Origin of the sequence: Bradyrhizobium sp. S3.3.6 (assembly GCF_040546905.1) — a bacterium.
GTDB lineage: Bacteria > Pseudomonadota > Alphaproteobacteria > Rhizobiales > Xanthobacteraceae > Bradyrhizobium > Bradyrhizobium cytisi.
Window position 1 is genome coordinate 656795 of record NZ_JBEPOT010000004.1, and the last position, 15871, is coordinate 672665.

At 64.3% G+C, this 15871-nt stretch carries 13 protein-coding genes; 10 read left to right on the forward strand and 3 right to left on the reverse strand.

From position 1 onward, the window contains the following. Positions 1–50: 50 nt before the first annotated feature. From ABID59_RS15900 to garD, 7 genes are all read left to right on the forward strand, one after another. Positions 51–1661 (forward strand): alkaline phosphatase family protein, encoded by a 1611-nt coding sequence (locus tag ABID59_RS15900; protein WP_354083964.1) that lies wholly within the window; start codon positions 51–53, stop codon positions 1659–1661. Positions 1662–1918: 257 nt separating this feature from the next. Beyond that, positions 1919–3271 (forward strand): MFS transporter, encoded by a 1353-nt coding sequence (locus ABID59_RS15905; RefSeq protein WP_187434848.1) that lies wholly within the window; start codon positions 1919–1921, stop codon positions 3269–3271. Positions 3272–3397: 126 nt separating this feature from the next. Further along, a complete protein-coding gene (locus ABID59_RS15910; protein WP_354035103.1) occupies positions 3398–4303 on the forward strand; it encodes a LysR family transcriptional regulator in 906 nt (301 codons plus the stop codon). A gap of 127 nt (positions 4304–4430) precedes the next feature. After that, positions 4431–5375, forward strand: a complete 945-nt coding sequence (gene kdgD, locus ABID59_RS15915; RefSeq protein WP_148751315.1) for a 5-dehydro-4-deoxyglucarate dehydratase — start codon at positions 4431–4433, stop codon at positions 5373–5375. 23 nt (positions 5376–5398) lie between these two features. Continuing rightward, on the forward strand, positions 5399–6757 hold the full coding sequence (gene gudD / locus ABID59_RS15920) for a glucarate dehydratase (RefSeq protein WP_354083965.1): 1359 nt from the start codon (positions 5399–5401) through the stop codon (positions 6755–6757). Between the two features lie 21 nt (positions 6758–6778). Then, positions 6779–8227, forward strand: a complete 1449-nt coding sequence (locus ABID59_RS15925; RefSeq protein WP_148751313.1) for an aldehyde dehydrogenase family protein — start codon at positions 6779–6781, stop codon at positions 8225–8227. A 125-nt stretch (positions 8228–8352) separates the two neighbouring features. Continuing rightward, positions 8353–9894, forward strand: a complete 1542-nt coding sequence (gene garD, locus ABID59_RS15930; RefSeq protein ID WP_354035100.1) for a galactarate dehydratase — start codon at positions 8353–8355, stop codon at positions 9892–9894. A gap of 13 nt (positions 9895–9907) precedes the next feature. Here the strand turns inward: garD and ABID59_RS15935 are convergent, their stop codons facing one another. Then, positions 9908–10648 carry a hypothetical protein gene (locus tag ABID59_RS15935; RefSeq protein ID WP_354083966.1) on the reverse strand — a complete coding sequence of 247 codons (741 nt, stop codon included), beginning with the start codon at positions 10646–10648 and terminating at the stop codon, positions 9908–9910. A gap of 6 nt (positions 10649–10654) precedes the next feature. Further along, the gene (locus ABID59_RS15940; protein ID WP_354083967.1) at positions 10655–11548 is read right to left on the reverse strand and encodes a MipA/OmpV family protein; all 894 of its coding nucleotides are present in this window, start codon (positions 11546–11548) and stop codon (positions 10655–10657) included. A gap of 350 nt (positions 11549–11898) precedes the next feature. Here ABID59_RS15940 and ABID59_RS15945 point away from each other — a divergent pair, with 350 nt between their 5' ends. Both ABID59_RS15945 and ABID59_RS15950 read left to right on the forward strand, forming a co-directional pair. After that, positions 11899–12579 carry a response regulator transcription factor gene (locus ABID59_RS15945; protein ID WP_354083968.1) on the forward strand — a complete coding sequence of 227 codons (681 nt, stop codon included), beginning with the start codon at positions 11899–11901 and terminating at the stop codon, positions 12577–12579. Continuing rightward, positions 12576–13988 (forward strand): sensor histidine kinase, encoded by a 1413-nt coding sequence (locus ABID59_RS15950; protein ID WP_354083969.1) that lies wholly within the window; start codon positions 12576–12578, stop codon positions 13986–13988. The genes ABID59_RS15945 and ABID59_RS15950 overlap by 4 nt, the downstream gene beginning before the upstream one ends. Positions 13989–14000: 12 nt before the next feature. Here ABID59_RS15950 and ABID59_RS15955 read toward each other — a convergent pair whose 3' ends face one another. Further along, positions 14001–14357 (reverse strand): hypothetical protein, encoded by a 357-nt coding sequence (locus ABID59_RS15955; protein WP_187434847.1) that lies wholly within the window; start codon positions 14355–14357, stop codon positions 14001–14003. A gap of 358 nt (positions 14358–14715) precedes the next feature. Between ABID59_RS15955 and ABID59_RS15960 the strand changes: the two genes are divergently transcribed. Continuing rightward, complete coding sequence (locus ABID59_RS15960) at positions 14716–15858, forward strand: hypothetical protein (protein ID WP_354083970.1); 1143 nt, start codon at positions 14716–14718, stop codon at positions 15856–15858. The last annotated feature ends 13 nt before the right edge of the window (positions 15859–15871 follow it).

A 15871-nucleotide genomic window follows, 5' to 3' on the forward strand; every position in this document is an offset into this window, starting at 1 on the left:
TCGCGCGACTGCACGTCAACCAACAACAGACATCACTGGGGAGTCCAATAATGACGATCGTAAAGCGGCCCCATGCGGCCGTCGCTCTTGCCTTTGCCTCGACCCTGAGTCTTTCGCTCTTGGCACCATCATTCGCGCACGCCGACGACAGGGGCAAAGACAAGGACAAGGACAAGAGCAACGTCAAGCACGTCCTGCTGATCAGCGTCGACGGCATGCATGAGATCGACCTTCAGCATTATGTCGGTTCCCATCCTGCGTCGAGCTTCGCCAGGCTGCTCGCGCATGGCGTCCACTTCACCGATGCACATACCTCCCGACCCTCGGACTCCTTCCCGGGCCTCCTTGCGTTCATGACCGGCGGTTCGCCGAAAACCCATGGCGTGTTCTATGACGATTCCTACGACCGCACACTGTTCGCACCCGGCAGCAACTGCCAGGGCAATCCCGGAACCGAGACGCTCTTCGATGAATCGATCGACTATGACCTGACGAAGCTCGACGGCGGCGGCCCTGCCGGCTCCAACCATATCGATCCGACGCACCTGCCCATGCGCCTGAAGGCCGGCAAATGCGAACCGGTCTATCCGCATCAATTCCAGCGGCTCAACACCATTATGGAAGTAATCCACGAGGCGGGTCGGCGCACCGCCTGGTCGGACAAGCACCCCGCCTACGAAATCGTCAGCGGTCCGTCCGGCAAGGGACTCGATGAGCTCTATACGCCCGAGATCAACTCGACCTCGGTGCCGGGGCAGCCCGGCGCAGACTGGACCACCGATCCGAGCTTCACGCGCACCTATGACGAGCTCAAGGTCAAGGCCGTGCTCAACTGGATCAAGGGCTTCGATCACACCGGTACAACCAAGGTCGGCGTTCCCGCGATCTTTGGCATGAATTTTCAGGCCGTCAGCGTCGGCCAGAAGGTGACCGCCGACGGCTATCTGGACGCCGCGGCAACGCCGAGTGCGCAACTACAGGCGTCGCTCGACTTCGTCGAGGCCTCGCTTGGCCAGATGCTGGATGCGCTGGCGGACCAGCACCTCGCCCGTGACACGCTCATCATCGTCGGCGCCAAGCATGGCCAGTCGCCGATCGACGTGAACAAGCTTCACATGCTGACCGGCAGCACCAACCCGAAGCTGGGCGGCGGCACGCGCGCCGACGTAACCGATCCGGCTGACCTGCTGACGAATGGCGGCGTTGCACTGGCCCAGGAAACCGCCGATGACGTTGCCCTGATCTGGCTCAAGGACCAGAATGACGCTGCTAAAGCCGCCGCGATCCTCGAGGCTGACCGCAAGGCCAGCAACCGGGCTCACATCGAGAAGATCTATGCCGGCGAGGAGCTCGTAGATCGGTTCGGCGATCCCGCGGCCGGCCGTACGCCCGATATCATCATCCAGCCGATCGCCGGCACGATCTATAGCGCGAGCAAGAAGAAGATCGCCGAGCACGGCGGCTTCGCCGAGGACGATACGCACGTCCTGCTCGTCGTCTCCAATCCGAAACTGGGTCCCTCGGTCGTCGATGAGCGCGTCGCGAACAGGCAGGTCGCGCCTACCATCCTGAGGGCGCTCGGCCTGGAGCCGGACGAACTCGAGGCGGTGCGCGGCGAGGACCATACCCGCCTGCTGCCGGGCGTACGGCTGAAGGACTGATCCTTCGCGACTGATCCCCGAGGCGGGGGGGGGGGGCCGGCCCCCCCCCCCCCCCCCCCCCCCCCCCCCCCCCCCCCCCCCCCCCCCCCACACTCACGCCATCGCCCGCGAAGCGAGCGATCCTGGTTCTTGGCGCCACCTCGTTCCATCAATTCAAAAACGGTATCAATCGATACTCCCTTGAACTTGGACACTTTCCCGCGTGCGCCTCTAGGAGTCGTGGTGAGGAAACATTTCGAGTTCTAAGGAGGCGCCTGATGAGCGCAGTCGTGTCCGCAACCGACGTGAGGAGGTCTCGCGTCAGGCTGTTCATCGTGACCATGCTGTTCCTGGTCACGACCGTCAATTACGCCGACCGCGCCACGCTCTCGATCGCGGGCCCCGCGCTCGCCAAGGAACTTCATCTCGATCCCGTCGCCATGGGCTGGATCTTCTCGGCCTTCGGCTGGTCCTATGTCGCCGCGCAGGTGCCGGGCGGCTGGCTGCTCGACCGCTACGGCTCGCGCCTCGTCTATGCCTTCAGCATCATCGTCTGGTCGCTGTTCACGATGATGCAGGGCTGGGTCGGCTTCTTCGGCGCCGGCGCTGCGATCGTCGTGCTGTTCGCGCTTCGCCTCCTGGTCGGCGTCGCGGAAGCGCCGTCCTTCCCCGCTAATGCCCGCATCGTCGCCGCCTGGTTTCCCGGCAATGAGCGCGGCACCGCATCGGCCTTCTTCAATTCGGGGCAGTATTTCGCCACCGTGATCTTCGCGCCGCTAATGGGCTGGATCGCCCATGATTACGGCTGGCGCTACGTGTTCTTCGTGATGGGCGGCCTCGGCGTCATCATGGGCCTCGCCTGGATCAAGACCGTCTACGGACCAAAGGAGCATCCTTCGATCAACGAGGCCGAGTTCGACTACATCAAGGAAGGCGGCGCGCTGGTCGATCTCGACGCGCCCAAGGACGATGTGAAGAGCGAGCGTGCGCCGGATTCCGGCCCGAAATGGGACCATATCCGCCAGCTGCTCTCCAACCGTATGATGCTCGGCGTCTATCTCGGCCAGTACTGCATCAACACGCTGACCTATTTCTTCCTGACCTGGTTCCCGGTGTACTTGGTCAAGGAGCGCGGCCTGTCGATCCTGCAAGCCGGCTTCGTCGCGACGCTGCCCGCGCTGTGCGGCTTCATCGGCGGCGTGCTCGGCGGCGTCATCTCCGACGCCATCCTGCGCAAGACCGGATCGCTGACCATGGCGCGCAAGATCCCGATCGTCGGCGGCATGCTGCTGTCGATGTCAATCATCGCCTGCAACTATGTCGACGGCCAGGCGCTGGTGGTCGGCTTCATGGCGCTCGCTTTCTTCGGCAAGGGCATCGGCGCGCTCGGCTGGGCGGTCGTCTCCGACACCTCCCCCAAGGAGGCCGGCGGCGTCTCCGGCGGCCTGTTCAACTCCTTCGGCAATCTCTCCTCGATCACCACGCCCATCGTGATCGGCTACATCGTGGCCGCGACCGGCTCCTTCAACGGTGCCTTGGTGTTCGTCGGCATCAACGCGCTGGTGGCCGCGGTCGCCTATCTCGTGGTGGTCGGCAAGATCGAGCGGGTGGTGCTCAAACGTTCCTCCTGAGCGCTCCGAGTGATCGGAGCGGGACAGGCAACTCAACGGCGGCTCACAAGGCCGCCGTCTTTGTTTTGGGGATGATCGATGCTAGAAGTGCCGGGGAAACGCCTTATTCATCTAAGGCATGTATCGATGTTCGACCTCAACCAGCTCCGCTGTTTCGTCACGGTGGCCGAAGAACTGCACTTCGGCCGTGCCGCGGCGCGGCTGAACATGACCCAGCCGCCGCTATCGCGGCAGATCCAGGTGCTGGAGCACATCATCGACGCGCCGCTGCTGGAGCGCACCAGCCGTTCGGTGCGCCTGACGCCGGCCGGGCGCAGCTTCCTGCCCGAGGCCCGCCGCATCCTGAAGCTCGCGGAAAGCGCCTCGCAGGTCGCCCGCCGCATCGCGCTCGGCAAAATCGGCTCGCTGAAGATCGGCTTTACGGCCGCGGCCGCCTACGGCTTCCTGCCCGAGTTGGTCGCGGCCTGCCGCGCCAAGCTGCCGGAGGTCGATTTTTCGCTGAAGGAGATGGTCTCAGGCGACCAGTTCGAGGCGCTGACCTCGGGCCAGATCGATGCCGGCCTGCTGCGCCCGCCGATCGCGCGACCCGAGCTTGCCAGCCGCCGCGTCGTCGCCGAGCCGCTGCTCGCCGCGATCCCGAAGAAGCATCCGCTGGCGAATGCCGACAGCATCACCATCAAGGACTTCGACGGCCAGCCCTTCGTGATGTATTCGCCCTATGAGAGCCGCTACTTCCACGATCTCTTGGTGGCGCTGTTCACCCGCGCCGACATCCTGCCACGCTATGTCCAGCATCTGAGCCAAATCCACTCGATCCTCGCGATGGTGCGCGCCGGCCTTGGCCTCGCCATCGTGCCGGCCGCGGCCGCCGGCCTGAAAATCTCCGACGTTCGGCTGCGGCCGCTGAAGCTGCGCAACCGCGTTCCGGTCGAGCTCTTCATGGTCTGGCGCCGCGACGACGAGAATCCGCTGCTGTCCGCGCTGGTCAAGATCGCCAGCGAATTGTCCTCGGCCGAGGTGGTGGAAGATTGATGCTCAATCCGCATCGGTCGATATAGGCTTTGGCTTGGACGCGCATCGAACGGTCTCCTAAACAGCGGCGCATGGACGCGCGGCCTTGTTGCGGCCGCCACAACACGAGAAACAGGGAGCAGCGCCCATGAGCAAGATGACCCCGCAGGAAATGGCCGAGAAGATCGGATCCGGCCTCCTGTCCTTCCCCGTCACGCCGTTCAAGGCTGACTATTCCTTCGACGAGACCACCTATCGCGCCAACATGGACTGGCTGTGCGGCTATGATGTCGCAGGTCTATTCGCCGCCGGCGGCACCGGAGAGTTCTTCTCGCTGACCCCGACCGAAGTCCCTGAGGTGGTCAGGGTCGCCGTCGAGGAGACCAAGGGCCGCGTGCCCGTGCTCGCCGGCACCGGCTATGGCACCGCAATCGCCCGCGAGATCGCGATCGGCGCCGAGAAGGCCGGCGCTGACGGCCTGTTGCTGCTGCCGCCCTACCTCACCCATTCCGAGCAGGAAGGCCTTGCCGCCCACGTCGAGGCCGTCTGCGCCGCCGTGAAGATCGGCGTCATCGTCTATAACCGCGACAACGCCATCCTCCAGCCCGACACGGTCGCCCGCCTCGCCGAGCGCTGCCCGAACCTCGTCGGCTACAAGGACGGCATTGGCGATATCGAGCTGATGACCCGCGTCTACACCAAGCTCGGCGATCGCCTGACCTATGTCGGCGGCCTGCCGACCGCCGAGACGTTTGCGCTGCCCTATCTCGACATGGGCGTGACGACCTACTCGTCGGCCGTGTTCAACTTCGTTCCGGAGTTCGCCACCAACTTCTACGCCGCGGTACGCAAGCGCGACCATGCGACGATCCACGCCGGCCTGAAGGATTTCATCCTGCCGCTGATCGCGATCCGCAACCGCAAGAAGGGCTATGCGGTGTCGATCATCAAGGCCGGCATGAAGGTCATTGGCCGCGATTCCGGCCCGGTCCGTCCGCCGCTGACCGATCTCTCCGAGCAGGAGATTGCGGAACTGACCGCGCTGGTCAAAAATCTGCCCGCCATTCGATCGTCACAACAGGCTGCAGAATAACAAACGACAGGGAGGAGCGTGCGATGGCCCAGACTGATATCTCCTGCGCGCCAGTCGCCGGCGCACCGGTCGTCACAACGATGCAGGTGATCCCGGTCGCGGGCCGCGACAGCATGCTCCTCAACCTGAGCGGCGCGCATGCGCCGTTCTTCACCCGCAACATCGTCATCCTCACCGACAATGCCGGCCACACCGGCGTCGGCGAGGTGCCGGGCGGGCAAAAGATCTGGCAGACGCTCCAGGACGCCCGCGATCTCGTGATCGGCAAGACCGTCGGCGCGCTGAACAACATCCTCGCGGACGTCCGCACGGCCTTCGCCGACCGCGATGCCGGTGGCCGCGGCAAGCAGACATTTGACCTTCGCGTGATGATCCACGCGGTTACCGCGATCGAATCGGCCCTGCTCGACCTGCTCGGCCAGCACCTCAATCTTCCCGTCGCGGCGCTGCTCGGCGAAGGTCAGCAGCGGAAGAGCGTCGAGACGCTCGGCTATCTCTTCTTCGTCGGCGACATCAGCAAATCCAGGCTCGATTACGTCAAGGGCGAAACCGGCAAACCCGACTGGTTCAACCTCCGCCATCAGGAGGCGATGACGCCGGAGACGGTGGTGCGCCTGGCGGAAGCAACCCAGGACCATTACGGCTTCGCCGACTTCAAGCTCAAGGGAGGCGTGCTCCGCGGCGAGCAGGAGATCGAGGCCGTCACGGCCATCGCAAAGCGCTTTCCCAACGCCCGCGTCACGCTCGATCCGAACGGCGCCTGGGCGCTCGACGAGGCCATCAGCCTCTGCAAGAACATGCACGGCATCCTCGCCTATGCCGAGGATCCCTGCGGCGCCGAGGCCGGCTTCTCCGGCCGCGAGATCATGGCCGAGTTCCGCCGCGCCACGGGCCTGCCGACCGCAACCAACATGATCGCCACCGACTGGCGCCAGCTCAGCCACGCACTGCGCCTGGGTGCAGTGGACATTCCGCTGGCCGATCCCCATTTCTGGACCATGCAAGGCTCCGTGCGCGTCGCCCAGACTTGCCGTGACAACGGCCTGACCTGGGGCTCGCACTCGAACAACCATTTTGACATTTCGCTCGCCATGTTCACCCATGTCGGCGCCGCGGCCCCCGGCAAGGTCACCGCGATCGACACCCACTGGATCTGGCAGGACGGCCAGGCGCTGACGAAAGAGCCGCTCCAAATCAAGGGCGGCAGGATCGCGGTCCCGGATCGTCCGGGCCTCGGCATCGAGATCGACCGTGCGGCCGTCGAGGCCGCGCATGAGCTCTACAAGCAGCATGGACTCGGAGCCCGCGATGACGCTACTGCCATGCAGGACCTGATCCCCGGCTGGACCTTTGACGACAAGCGTCCCTGCCTCGTGCGTTAAGAACTTCCCTGGAGGAAAAAGATGACAGCGATCCTGAAAAACTTCATCGGCGGCGAATGGGTCGACGGCTCCGGCGTCACCAAGAACATCAACCCCTCCAACACCAACGATCTGGTCGGCGAATACGCCAAGGCCGACAAGGCGCAGACCGAGAAGGCAATCGCGGCCGCGAAAGCCGCCTTCCCCGCATGGGCCCAGTCGACGCCGCAGGTGCGCTATGACGCGCTGAACAAGATTTCTCTCGAAATCCTCGCCCGCAAGGAAGAGCTCGGCCGCCTGCTTGCCCGCGAGGAAGGCAAGACGCTCCCCGAGGGCATCGGCGAGGTCGCGCGCGCCGGCCAGATCTTTGCGTTCTTCGCAGGTGAAGCGCTTCGCCTGATCGGCGAGAAGGGCGCCTCTGTCCGCCCCGGTCTCGACGTCGAGCTCACCCGCGAGCCGGTGGGCGTCATCGGCATGATCACGCCCTGGAATTTCCCGATCGCGATCCCGGCCTGGAAGATCGCGCCCGCGCTCTGCTACGGCAACACGGTGGTGTTCAAGCCGGCCGAGCTGGTGCCGGGCTCCGGGCATGCATTGTCCGAGATCATCGCCCGCTCCGGCATCCCGGCCGGCGTCTTCAACCTCGTGGTCGGCTCCGGCTCGGTGGTCGGCCAGACCCTGCTCGATCATCCGGATGTCGCCGCGATCTCCTTCACCGGCTCGGTGCAGACCGGCCGCAAGATCGCGCAGGCCTGCGTGCTGTCGAACCCGATGAAGAAGTTCCAGCTCGAGATGGGCGGCAAGAATCCGCTGGTCGTGCTCGACGACGCGGACCTCAAGACCGCCGTCGAGGTCGCCGTCAACGGCGCCTATTTCTCGACCGGCCAGCGCTGCACGGCGTCTTCCCGCCTGATCGTCACCGAAGGCATCCATGACCGCTTCGTCGCGGCGATGGCCGAGCGCCTGAAGGGCCTGTCGGTGGACGACGCACTCAAGGCCGGCGTTCATATCGGCCCCGTGGTCGATCAGAGCCAGCTCGACCAGGACCTGCGCTACATCAAGATCGGCCAGGAAGAGGGCGCGAAACTCGCCTGGGGCGGCGAACTGCTCACGCGCGAGACGCCCGGCCACTACCTCCAGCCAGCGCTGTTCACGGAAGCCAACAACAACATGCGCATCGCGCGTGAGGAGATTTTTGGCCCGGTCGCGACCGTCATCCGCGCCAAGAACTACGAGGAAGCGCTGGCGATCTCCAATGACACCGAATTCGGCCTCGCCTCCGGCATCTGCACCACCAGCCTGAAATACGCCTCGCACTACAAGCGCAACAGCGAGTCCGGCATGGTGATGGTCAACTTGCCGACCGCCGGCGTCGATTATCACGTGCCGTTCGGCGGCCGGAAGGGCTCGAGCTACGGCGCCCGCGAGCAGGGCTCCTATGCGCGCGAGTTCTACACCACGGTGAAGACCGCCTATACCTATCCGGGCTGATAGGTTGATATCGTAGACATCGTAGGGTGGGTTAGCGCAGCGTAACCCACCTCTTCTGCTTCCGCAGACAGAGACATTGGTGGGTTACGCTGCGCTAACCCACCCTACAAATCCCCGGAGTCCGCATGGACCAGGACGTCGCAGCGAAAGAACAGCCCCGCTACATCAAGCTCAACGCGCGCGACAATGTCGCGATCGTGGTGAATGATTTCGGGCTTCCCGCCGGCTCCCGTTTTGCCTGCGGATTGACGCTGCGCGCCTTCGTGCCGCAAGGGCACAAGACCGCGCTGGTCGACATCGCGCAAGACCAGCCGATCATCCGCTATGGCGAGGTGATCGGCTACGCGCTCTCGCCGATCCTGGCCGGCGAGTGGGTCGACGAGGCGCGCATCCGCATGCCGGAGGCCCCAGCGCTGGACAAGCTCGAAATCTCCACCGCCGTGCCTGCGCCGCTGCCGCCGCTCGAAGGTTTTACATTCGAAGGCTTTCGCAATTCCGACGGCTCGGTCGGCACCAAGAACATCCTCGGCATCTCTTCCTCCGTGCAATGCGTCAAGGGCACGATGGAATATGCGGTGAAGCGCATCCGCACCGAGCTGCTGCCGAAATATCCGAATGTCGATGACGTCGTGCCATTGACACACGCCTATGGCTGCGGCGTCGCCATCAATGCCCCCGACGCGGTCGTGCCGATCCGCACGCTGCAGAACCTCGCGCTCAATCCGAATTTCGGCGGCGAGATCCTGGTCATCAGCCTCGGCTGCGAGAAGCTTGCGCCCGAGCGGCTGGTGCCCGAAGGCATCAGCGACGCCATCGTGCGCATGCAGGACGAAGCCTTCGACGGCTTTGGCGCGATCGTCGACGCGATCATGACCCAGGCGGAGGCCCGCCTGAAAATCCTCAACAAGCGCACCCGCGAGACCTGCCCGGCTGCCGATCTGGTGATCGGCCTGCAATGCGGCGGCAGCGATGCCTTCTCCGGCGTCACGGCGAACCCCGCCCTCGGCTTCGCCGCCGACCTTCTGGTGCGCGCCGGCGCCACAGTGATGTTCTCCGAGGTCACCGAGGTGCGCGACGCCATCCAGCTCCTCACCCGCCGCGCCATCAACGAGGACGTCGGCCGCGCGCTGGTGCGCGAGATGGCCTGGTACGACTCTTATCTGGCGCGCGGCGGTGCCGATCGCAGCGCCAACACCACGCCCGGCAACAAGAAGGGCGGTCTCGCCAACATCGTCGAGAAATCTCTCGGCTCGATCGTCAAGTCCGGCTCGAGCGCCATCACCGGCGTGTTGTCGCCCGGCCAGAAGGCGACGCAGAAGGGCATGCTGTTTGCGGCGACGCCGGCTTCCGACTTCATCTGCGGCACGCTCCAGCTTGCCTCCGGCATGACCTTGCAGGTATTCACCACCGGACGCGGCACGCCCTACGGCCTCGCGGCTGCGCCCGTGATCAAGGTCGCGACCCGCAGCGAGCTGGCGCGGCGCTGGAAGGACCTGATCGATTTCGACGCGGGCGGGATCGCCACCGGCGAGAAGACCATCGAGGAAACCGGCTGGGACCTGTTCCACCTGATCCTCGATGTTGCGAGCGGCCGCACCAAGCCGTGGTCGGATCGCTGGGGCATCCACAACGACCTCACGCTGTTTAATCCGGCACCGGTGACCTGAGCGCCGGCCGGCTTCACTGACGGTCGATCAGGTGCATGTCGCCCAGCGTGACCGGCAGGCTGCGCGCGATGAGATCGGCAATGGCGGCGCGCAGCCGTTCATTTGACGCCGAGCCTTCAAACGTCTCGTCGAGCGGCCCACTTGGACCGGCAAGCCGCATGATCCCGGTGTTGTCGAGCGGCGCGGCCGTCCTCTTCTCGATCACGTCGAAGGACTTGCCCTCGATCACGCGGACCTCGTAGAGCGCGTGGACCAGACCATAGTCTGCAAGCAGCGTGCGATATTGGGCGAGCCCGACACCCTCGACGATGCGGCCGTTGCCGAGCTTCGATTTCGCACGGGTGATCACCACATAGGCATCCAGCCCCTGCGGGGCGACATCGCTGCGGACCAGCTCCTTGAAGGGATCGCTGCGTAGCAGATTGACGGGTGCGACCGCAGAGTCCCTGATCGCGGCGAACGCGGCGCGCCTGTAGTTCACCGGTTGCACGCGAAAGCGTCCGCTGAGCAATTTCGTCGCCTGCTGGATGATCAATTCGTCCAGCCCCCAAGCGCTGATCGAAGCACTTTGCCCGGTGTTGCCAACCCCGGTCAGGCCGGCTTGCGTCAGGCTCATCTCCTCGCCGACGGCCGAGACGATCCCGATGGTCTTGATAGCCTGGAGCCGCGTCGCACGCGTCTCGAACGCCGCTGCGGCACCGAGAGCGACGGAGGCGACCGCGAGGCCGACCCATAGAATGATAATACGGCGCATGGCGACCTATCGAATCCTGAAATCGAACGAATAGGACGCGCCGAGCCCGACCGTCGTCTGGTTCGACGAGCCTCGCAGCTTCACGAGCGGGCTGTCCGCGACGTCCCCGAGCAGCTTCTCGTATTCGATATAGCCATGGACCTCCCACTGCGGATTGATGCGATAGGAGATCTGGCTGCCGAAGCCGACCGAATGCGCGCCGCCCTTGGCGTCGTACATCGGCAGCCCGGACGCCAAGGACTGTGCGGCATCGACGCTGAAATACGGCGAAGTCGCCCTGGTGCTTTTCCAGGTGAAGCGCGGGCCGGCCGAGATCGTGAGCCTCTGGATCAGCGGCACAATGACGTCGGCCGAGACATCGGCCACCGTGCCGGTATGACCGCCCATGCCCTGGCGCAATTCGCTGCGCAGGCGAAGCCAGTCGACCGGAAAATACTCGACGAAACCGCCGAGCTCGTATGCGGCCTTGACGTCGCCAAGGCTGGTCAGCTCGGAATATTTGTCGCTTTTGCGCGACGAGACGTACTTGAACGCTGGTCCGGCGCGAAAACTGCCGACGTCGAACAATGCGATACTGGCGCTGTCGCGGGGCCCGCGAAACTGGTCGATCGACCCGGCGCGGTGGATGGTGAAGATCGGGATCGGAAGGAACTTGCCGTTCTTCGAACCGACGAAGTCCGGCGTGTACTCTCCGCCGATGCCGACCATGACCGTCCAGTTGCCGGAGGGCGAAGGCAGCATCGGCACGTCGAACGGCGGCGCCGGCAGCGTGAACGCCGTCTGCGCCGATACCGGCTGAGGGATTGCCACGATCGCGCCGAAAGCGGCAAGGAAAGCGGTCAGGAAGATCCGCTGCGCCCTCGCCTCGCGATCGAGAGCGGCTTCGTCAAAATGCTTCATTACGGGGCCCCGGACCGGCCTTGCTGACCTGGTCGACTCGTGTTGGTTGGAGCCCAGCATGTGGTCCGGCAAAATTGCCCCAAGATTGCAAGGCGCAAGCGCCGTCCAATCCGTTCCCTGGCGCGTCCGGCGGGCGCGGCGCCGGGTCAACATTGCCCGAACATTGCCGGGCCTCGCGCACGCCCCCAAACTTCGGCCGCCTGGGCCGGTCGGCGCTCTCGTTCCTGCCTTTTATTCGCCAAGCTCGCTGCCTTAAAGGGAACCCTGCACACGAGCCGAACACCAGACATCGGCCAGGGAGCATCACGCTCAGGGCCTTTGTTGCCCCAGCAGATTCAAGGACGACCCGCGTGCGCTCCCTCGTGATCGAAGACGAACTGCAGATCGGCGCCTATGTCAGCCGCCTGCTAGGACAATTGCACGGCATCGTCGACCTTGTCGGCTCGATTGCCGATGCCCGTCAGGCGCTGAAGAACTTCAGATATGATCTCGCGATTGTCGACCGGACGCTGCCCGACGGAGATGCACTCCAGGTGGTCACGGCGCTGAGCCAGTCGCAGGAACGCCCCGCGATCATCATCCTGACGTCCAAGGATGCCAAGGAGGATGTCGTCGATGGCCTCAACGCCGGCGCCGACGATTATCTCGGAAAGCCGTTCGAGCCGCAGGAGTTGATTGCACGGGTGCGCGCGGTGTTGCGGCGGCCACGGTTGTTTGCGCCCTCGATGCTGTCGCTCGGCAACGTCGAGCTGCATCTCGGGAGCAACGAGGCGGTGGTCGCCGACACGAAAATCCTGCTGCGGCGACGCGAGGCGCTGATCCTCGGGGCGCTATTGATGCGCCGCGACCGCGTCATCACCCGCGCCGCCCTGATCGAGGAAATCTACGGCTTCGACGACGAGATCGAATCCAACACGCTCGAAGCGCAGGTCTCGCGCCTGAGGAAGAAATTGGCCGAACTCGGCGGCGACGTCGAGATCCGCAGCATGCGAGGCATCGGTTACATCCTGCGGCTGGCAAAACCTCGATGACGTCGATCGCCCGGACGTTTGCGCTGTCGCTCGGCGTCGCCGCCACGACCATCTTCCTCATCATGCTCGGCATCTTCATCTCGCGGTACCCGACCCAGGAACGCGAGTTCAGGGCGTGCCGGGTTGTGGCTGCCATTCTCGATCGTGCCGCAGTGATCGAGGGGAAAAGCCTGACCATCCGTTCGACCAGCGCCCTCGAGGAATTGAAAGCGGACAGCCCGAACCTCTGGTACGTCGTGTCCTCGGGCGACCTGGTTAGCGAGTACGGCAGCGAACGCCGCCCTGCCCTTCCCTTCGCCTTCCCCTATCATGGGCCCGTCGGCTCTTCCGTGTTCGACACGCTCGACCAGACGAGCACCTTCTGCCTTGCCGCCGTGCAACGAGGTTCGTTGCAGCTCGCAATGATGGTCGGCCAGCATCAGGTCCGGTTCGGCCGGATCGCGAGAAATCTTCTCTTCCGCAATGCATTTTCGATCGCGCTGGTGGCGCTGGCCTTTGCGGTGACCGTCGCCATCGGCTCGGCCCTGGCCGCACGTTTCGTCTCACGGGGTATCGAACGGGTCACACGTCGCGCGCTCGCGATTGATCCATCGGCCCCGCAAGGTTCGATATCCCTGTCCGGAGTGCCCTTTGAGCTGAAGCCCCTCGTCGAGGCGCTGAACCGAGCCTTCGGCGAGATCGACGCCTACATCAGGATGCAACGCCGCTTTCTTGGCAATGCCGCCCATCAGCTCCGCACGCCGTTGACGCTGCTGCGCGCCAAGATTGAGGATGTGCCCGATCCAGCCCTGAAGGTCGAGCTGGTGCGCGATGTCCGCCGTCTCACTTCGCTGGTCTCCGCCATGCTCGACCTGGCGCGACTGCAAAATCACGCGATTGAGAAGCGGCCGATCGATCTTGCCGAAATAGCGCTGGATGTGCTGGCCGATTTCAGTCCCTCGGCGCTGGACGCAGGAATCGAGCTTGCGCTTGAGCAGGCCGGAAAAGGTCCGATCCCGGTGCAGGGCGTGGACGCCGCCGTTCGCAGTGCGCTCGCCAATCTCGTCGGCAACGCACTGATCCACGCCCATGGCGCGCGGCGCATCGTCGCCACTCTCGGTCACGGCAGCATCTCGATCTACGACGACGGCGCGGGCCTGCCCCAAGGTACAGAGCACAAGTTGCTCGAGCCGTTTCAGACTGGTAACTCCACGGGCGACGGCTCCGGCCTCGGCCTGTCGATCGTCCGCGAGATCATGGCCGCCCACGGCGGCGAGCTGGTCATCTCCTCCGCGCCCGGCTGCGGCACGACAATGAGCTTGCGCTTTCCCGAGGCCGCCGCGACGACCGGCTCGCCGCACCTCGATAGACGCGTCGAAGCCTCATTCCGTCATTCCGGGTTCGACGCTGACGCGTCGTCCCCGCGATGACACCTCAAGAATTCACGTCATGCTGCCCGGCATGAAGCACCGCACGCGCGGGTGGCCGTCGATATAGTGCTTCCACACCATGGTGCGGCCGATCTTGTTCGGTTCGGTGATCACCGCGCCGTCGGGCACGACGATCCATTCGTCGTCGAGAAGCACGCGGTAGTGCCCCTTATCGGACTCCCAGTCGACATCGGCGACGATATAGCCGTCGGCATCCGAGCAGCACTGGCCGTATTCGCTGCGCAGACTCTCGAACCAGGGTTTGAGCGGCGAGTTGGCGTAGCGTCCATCGTCGCGCGCGAGCGCCGATGTCGCCAGCAGCGTCATTAGCCCCAGCAACGTCGCCGCACACAATCTTGCAAGTCTCATATCGTCTTCCTGCGGATCAAATCGGCGCCGCAAGGGACAGACAAGGCCGCCCGCCCACCCGCGCAACGGCGGCAGGCGTGGAAATGTGGCGACCCGTTCCCCCAGCAGCTTTGCGACAGCTATGCAAATCCGGCGCCAGCGCACATTCCGGGGAACTACTGGCGCGATAGGCGGCCTCGGCCGGCCTGCACCCCGTGCAAGTGTGACGTCTCTGCGGCTTGCCGCAGCTCGTTCGGAGGCTTTCCTTGTTGTGTCAGGACGTGTACCAAGCTGGCGCGGACGCGACCGCATCGTTTAACCAACTGTTTCGAATGCAAAAATTGGGTGTTGGCGTGACAGGCATTGGACCGTCAGCGCTATGAGTTCGAAAGAGCTGCTTCCCGGTCAACAGGACCCGGCCGATTTGCCCGCAAACCAGGTGCAATTTGCGCTGGTGATTTCGCGCATGCTCGAGACGGTGAAAGACGACGCCGAAGCCCGGCGGCAGATGGTCTACGATCTCGCCCGCTACAAGCTCCAGGAACAGTTCACCTACGCCGACGCGAAAAACGTCGACAAGATGAAGCAGGCCCTCGAGGTCGCGATCAATGAGGTCGAGAAGTTTTCGCGCGAACGGGCACCGCTGGAGCGCTTGCCGTCGCAACACCTCACATCATCTGGGGTGACCGAAGCAGGGACTCTTCTGGCGTCCGGCGATGCGACCGTTTTGCCTTCGGCGATCGGGACGTCCCGCAGCAAGCGGCCTGCGGTCTCGGGCCCGCTTCTACCAGTGATCAAGCGTACAGTGGCCATCCTTGTTGTCGTTGGCGCAGTCATCGTGACCGTCTCGCATCGAGACAGGATCGCCGCACTGCGCCGGCTGATGTCGTCGCAGACGCCGGAGATCGCGCAGGTCACGCCCAGGCCGGAGACGACGATCGCGGTCGCCAAGCCGGAAATGGTCCCCTCCGCCCCGCCTCCACCAGTGCGCGTGCTCCCGAGCGATTACGGCATCTATGCCTTGATCGACGACAAGTCGCTGGCTGAGTTGAACGCGACCGGCGTAATGGCGCCGGACATGCGCATTGCGATTTCACCGGAGTTCAAGAAGCCTGATCGGCCGCATCTGCCGAACGGCCACGTCAAGTTCATCGTGTTCCGCCGGGACGTTGCAAATGTGATCCCCGAGCGGGTCGAGGTCCGTGTTGTCGCGAAGGTCAAAGAGTTTTCGACCGACGCTGCAGGCAAGACGACAAGTGGCGGAGACGACGTCGGCGTGATCCGCAACTTCTCCTATCCGTTCCGGATCTCGCCGATTCCGGGGAAAGCCGAAATGTACGAGCTTCACGCCGGCGATGCAGAGCTAGAGCTTCCGCCGGGACATTACGTCCTGAGCCTGGGGCCGCAGGCCTATTATTTTCAGGTCGACGGCGAGATTACCGATCCCCGGCAATGCCTCGAGCGGGTCGTTGCCGGCAACGGCACGTTCTATGCGCCTTGCAAGAAGGCGCGGACATATTGAGATTGTTAGAGCG

What these genes read in the sequence shown, in the direction of transcription:
- ABID59_RS15900 (WP_354083964.1), top strand. Translation starts at nt 51, where the DNA reads ATGACGATCGTAAAGCGGCCCCATGCGGCCGTCGCTCTTGCCTTTGCC.
- ABID59_RS15905 (WP_187434848.1), top strand. Translation starts at nt 1,919, where the DNA reads ATGAGCGCAGTCGTGTCCGCAACCGACGTGAGGAGGTCTCGCGTCAGG.
- ABID59_RS15910 (WP_354035103.1), top strand. Translation starts at nt 3,398, where the DNA reads ATGTTCGACCTCAACCAGCTCCGCTGTTTCGTCACGGTGGCCGAAGAA.
- kdgD (WP_148751315.1), top strand. Translation starts at nt 4,431, where the DNA reads ATGAGCAAGATGACCCCGCAGGAAATGGCCGAGAAGATCGGATCCGGC.
- gudD (WP_354083965.1), top strand. Translation starts at nt 5,399, where the DNA reads ATGGCCCAGACTGATATCTCCTGCGCGCCAGTCGCCGGCGCACCGGTC.
- ABID59_RS15925 (WP_148751313.1), top strand. Translation starts at nt 6,779, where the DNA reads ATGACAGCGATCCTGAAAAACTTCATCGGCGGCGAATGGGTCGACGGC.
- garD (WP_354035100.1), top strand. Translation starts at nt 8,353, where the DNA reads ATGGACCAGGACGTCGCAGCGAAAGAACAGCCCCGCTACATCAAGCTC.
- ABID59_RS15935 (WP_354083966.1), bottom strand. Translation starts at nt 10,648, where the DNA reads ATGCGCCGTATTATCATTCTATGGGTCGGCCTCGCGGTCGCCTCCGTC.
- ABID59_RS15940 (WP_354083967.1), bottom strand. Translation starts at nt 11,548, where the DNA reads ATGAAGCATTTTGACGAAGCCGCTCTCGATCGCGAGGCGAGGGCGCAG.
- ABID59_RS15950 (WP_354083969.1), top strand. Translation starts at nt 12,576, where the DNA reads ATGACGTCGATCGCCCGGACGTTTGCGCTGTCGCTCGGCGTCGCCGCC.
- ABID59_RS15955 (WP_187434847.1), bottom strand. Translation starts at nt 14,357, where the DNA reads ATGAGACTTGCAAGATTGTGTGCGGCGACGTTGCTGGGGCTAATGACG.
- ABID59_RS15960 (WP_354083970.1), top strand. Translation starts at nt 14,716, where the DNA reads ATGAGTTCGAAAGAGCTGCTTCCCGGTCAACAGGACCCGGCCGATTTG.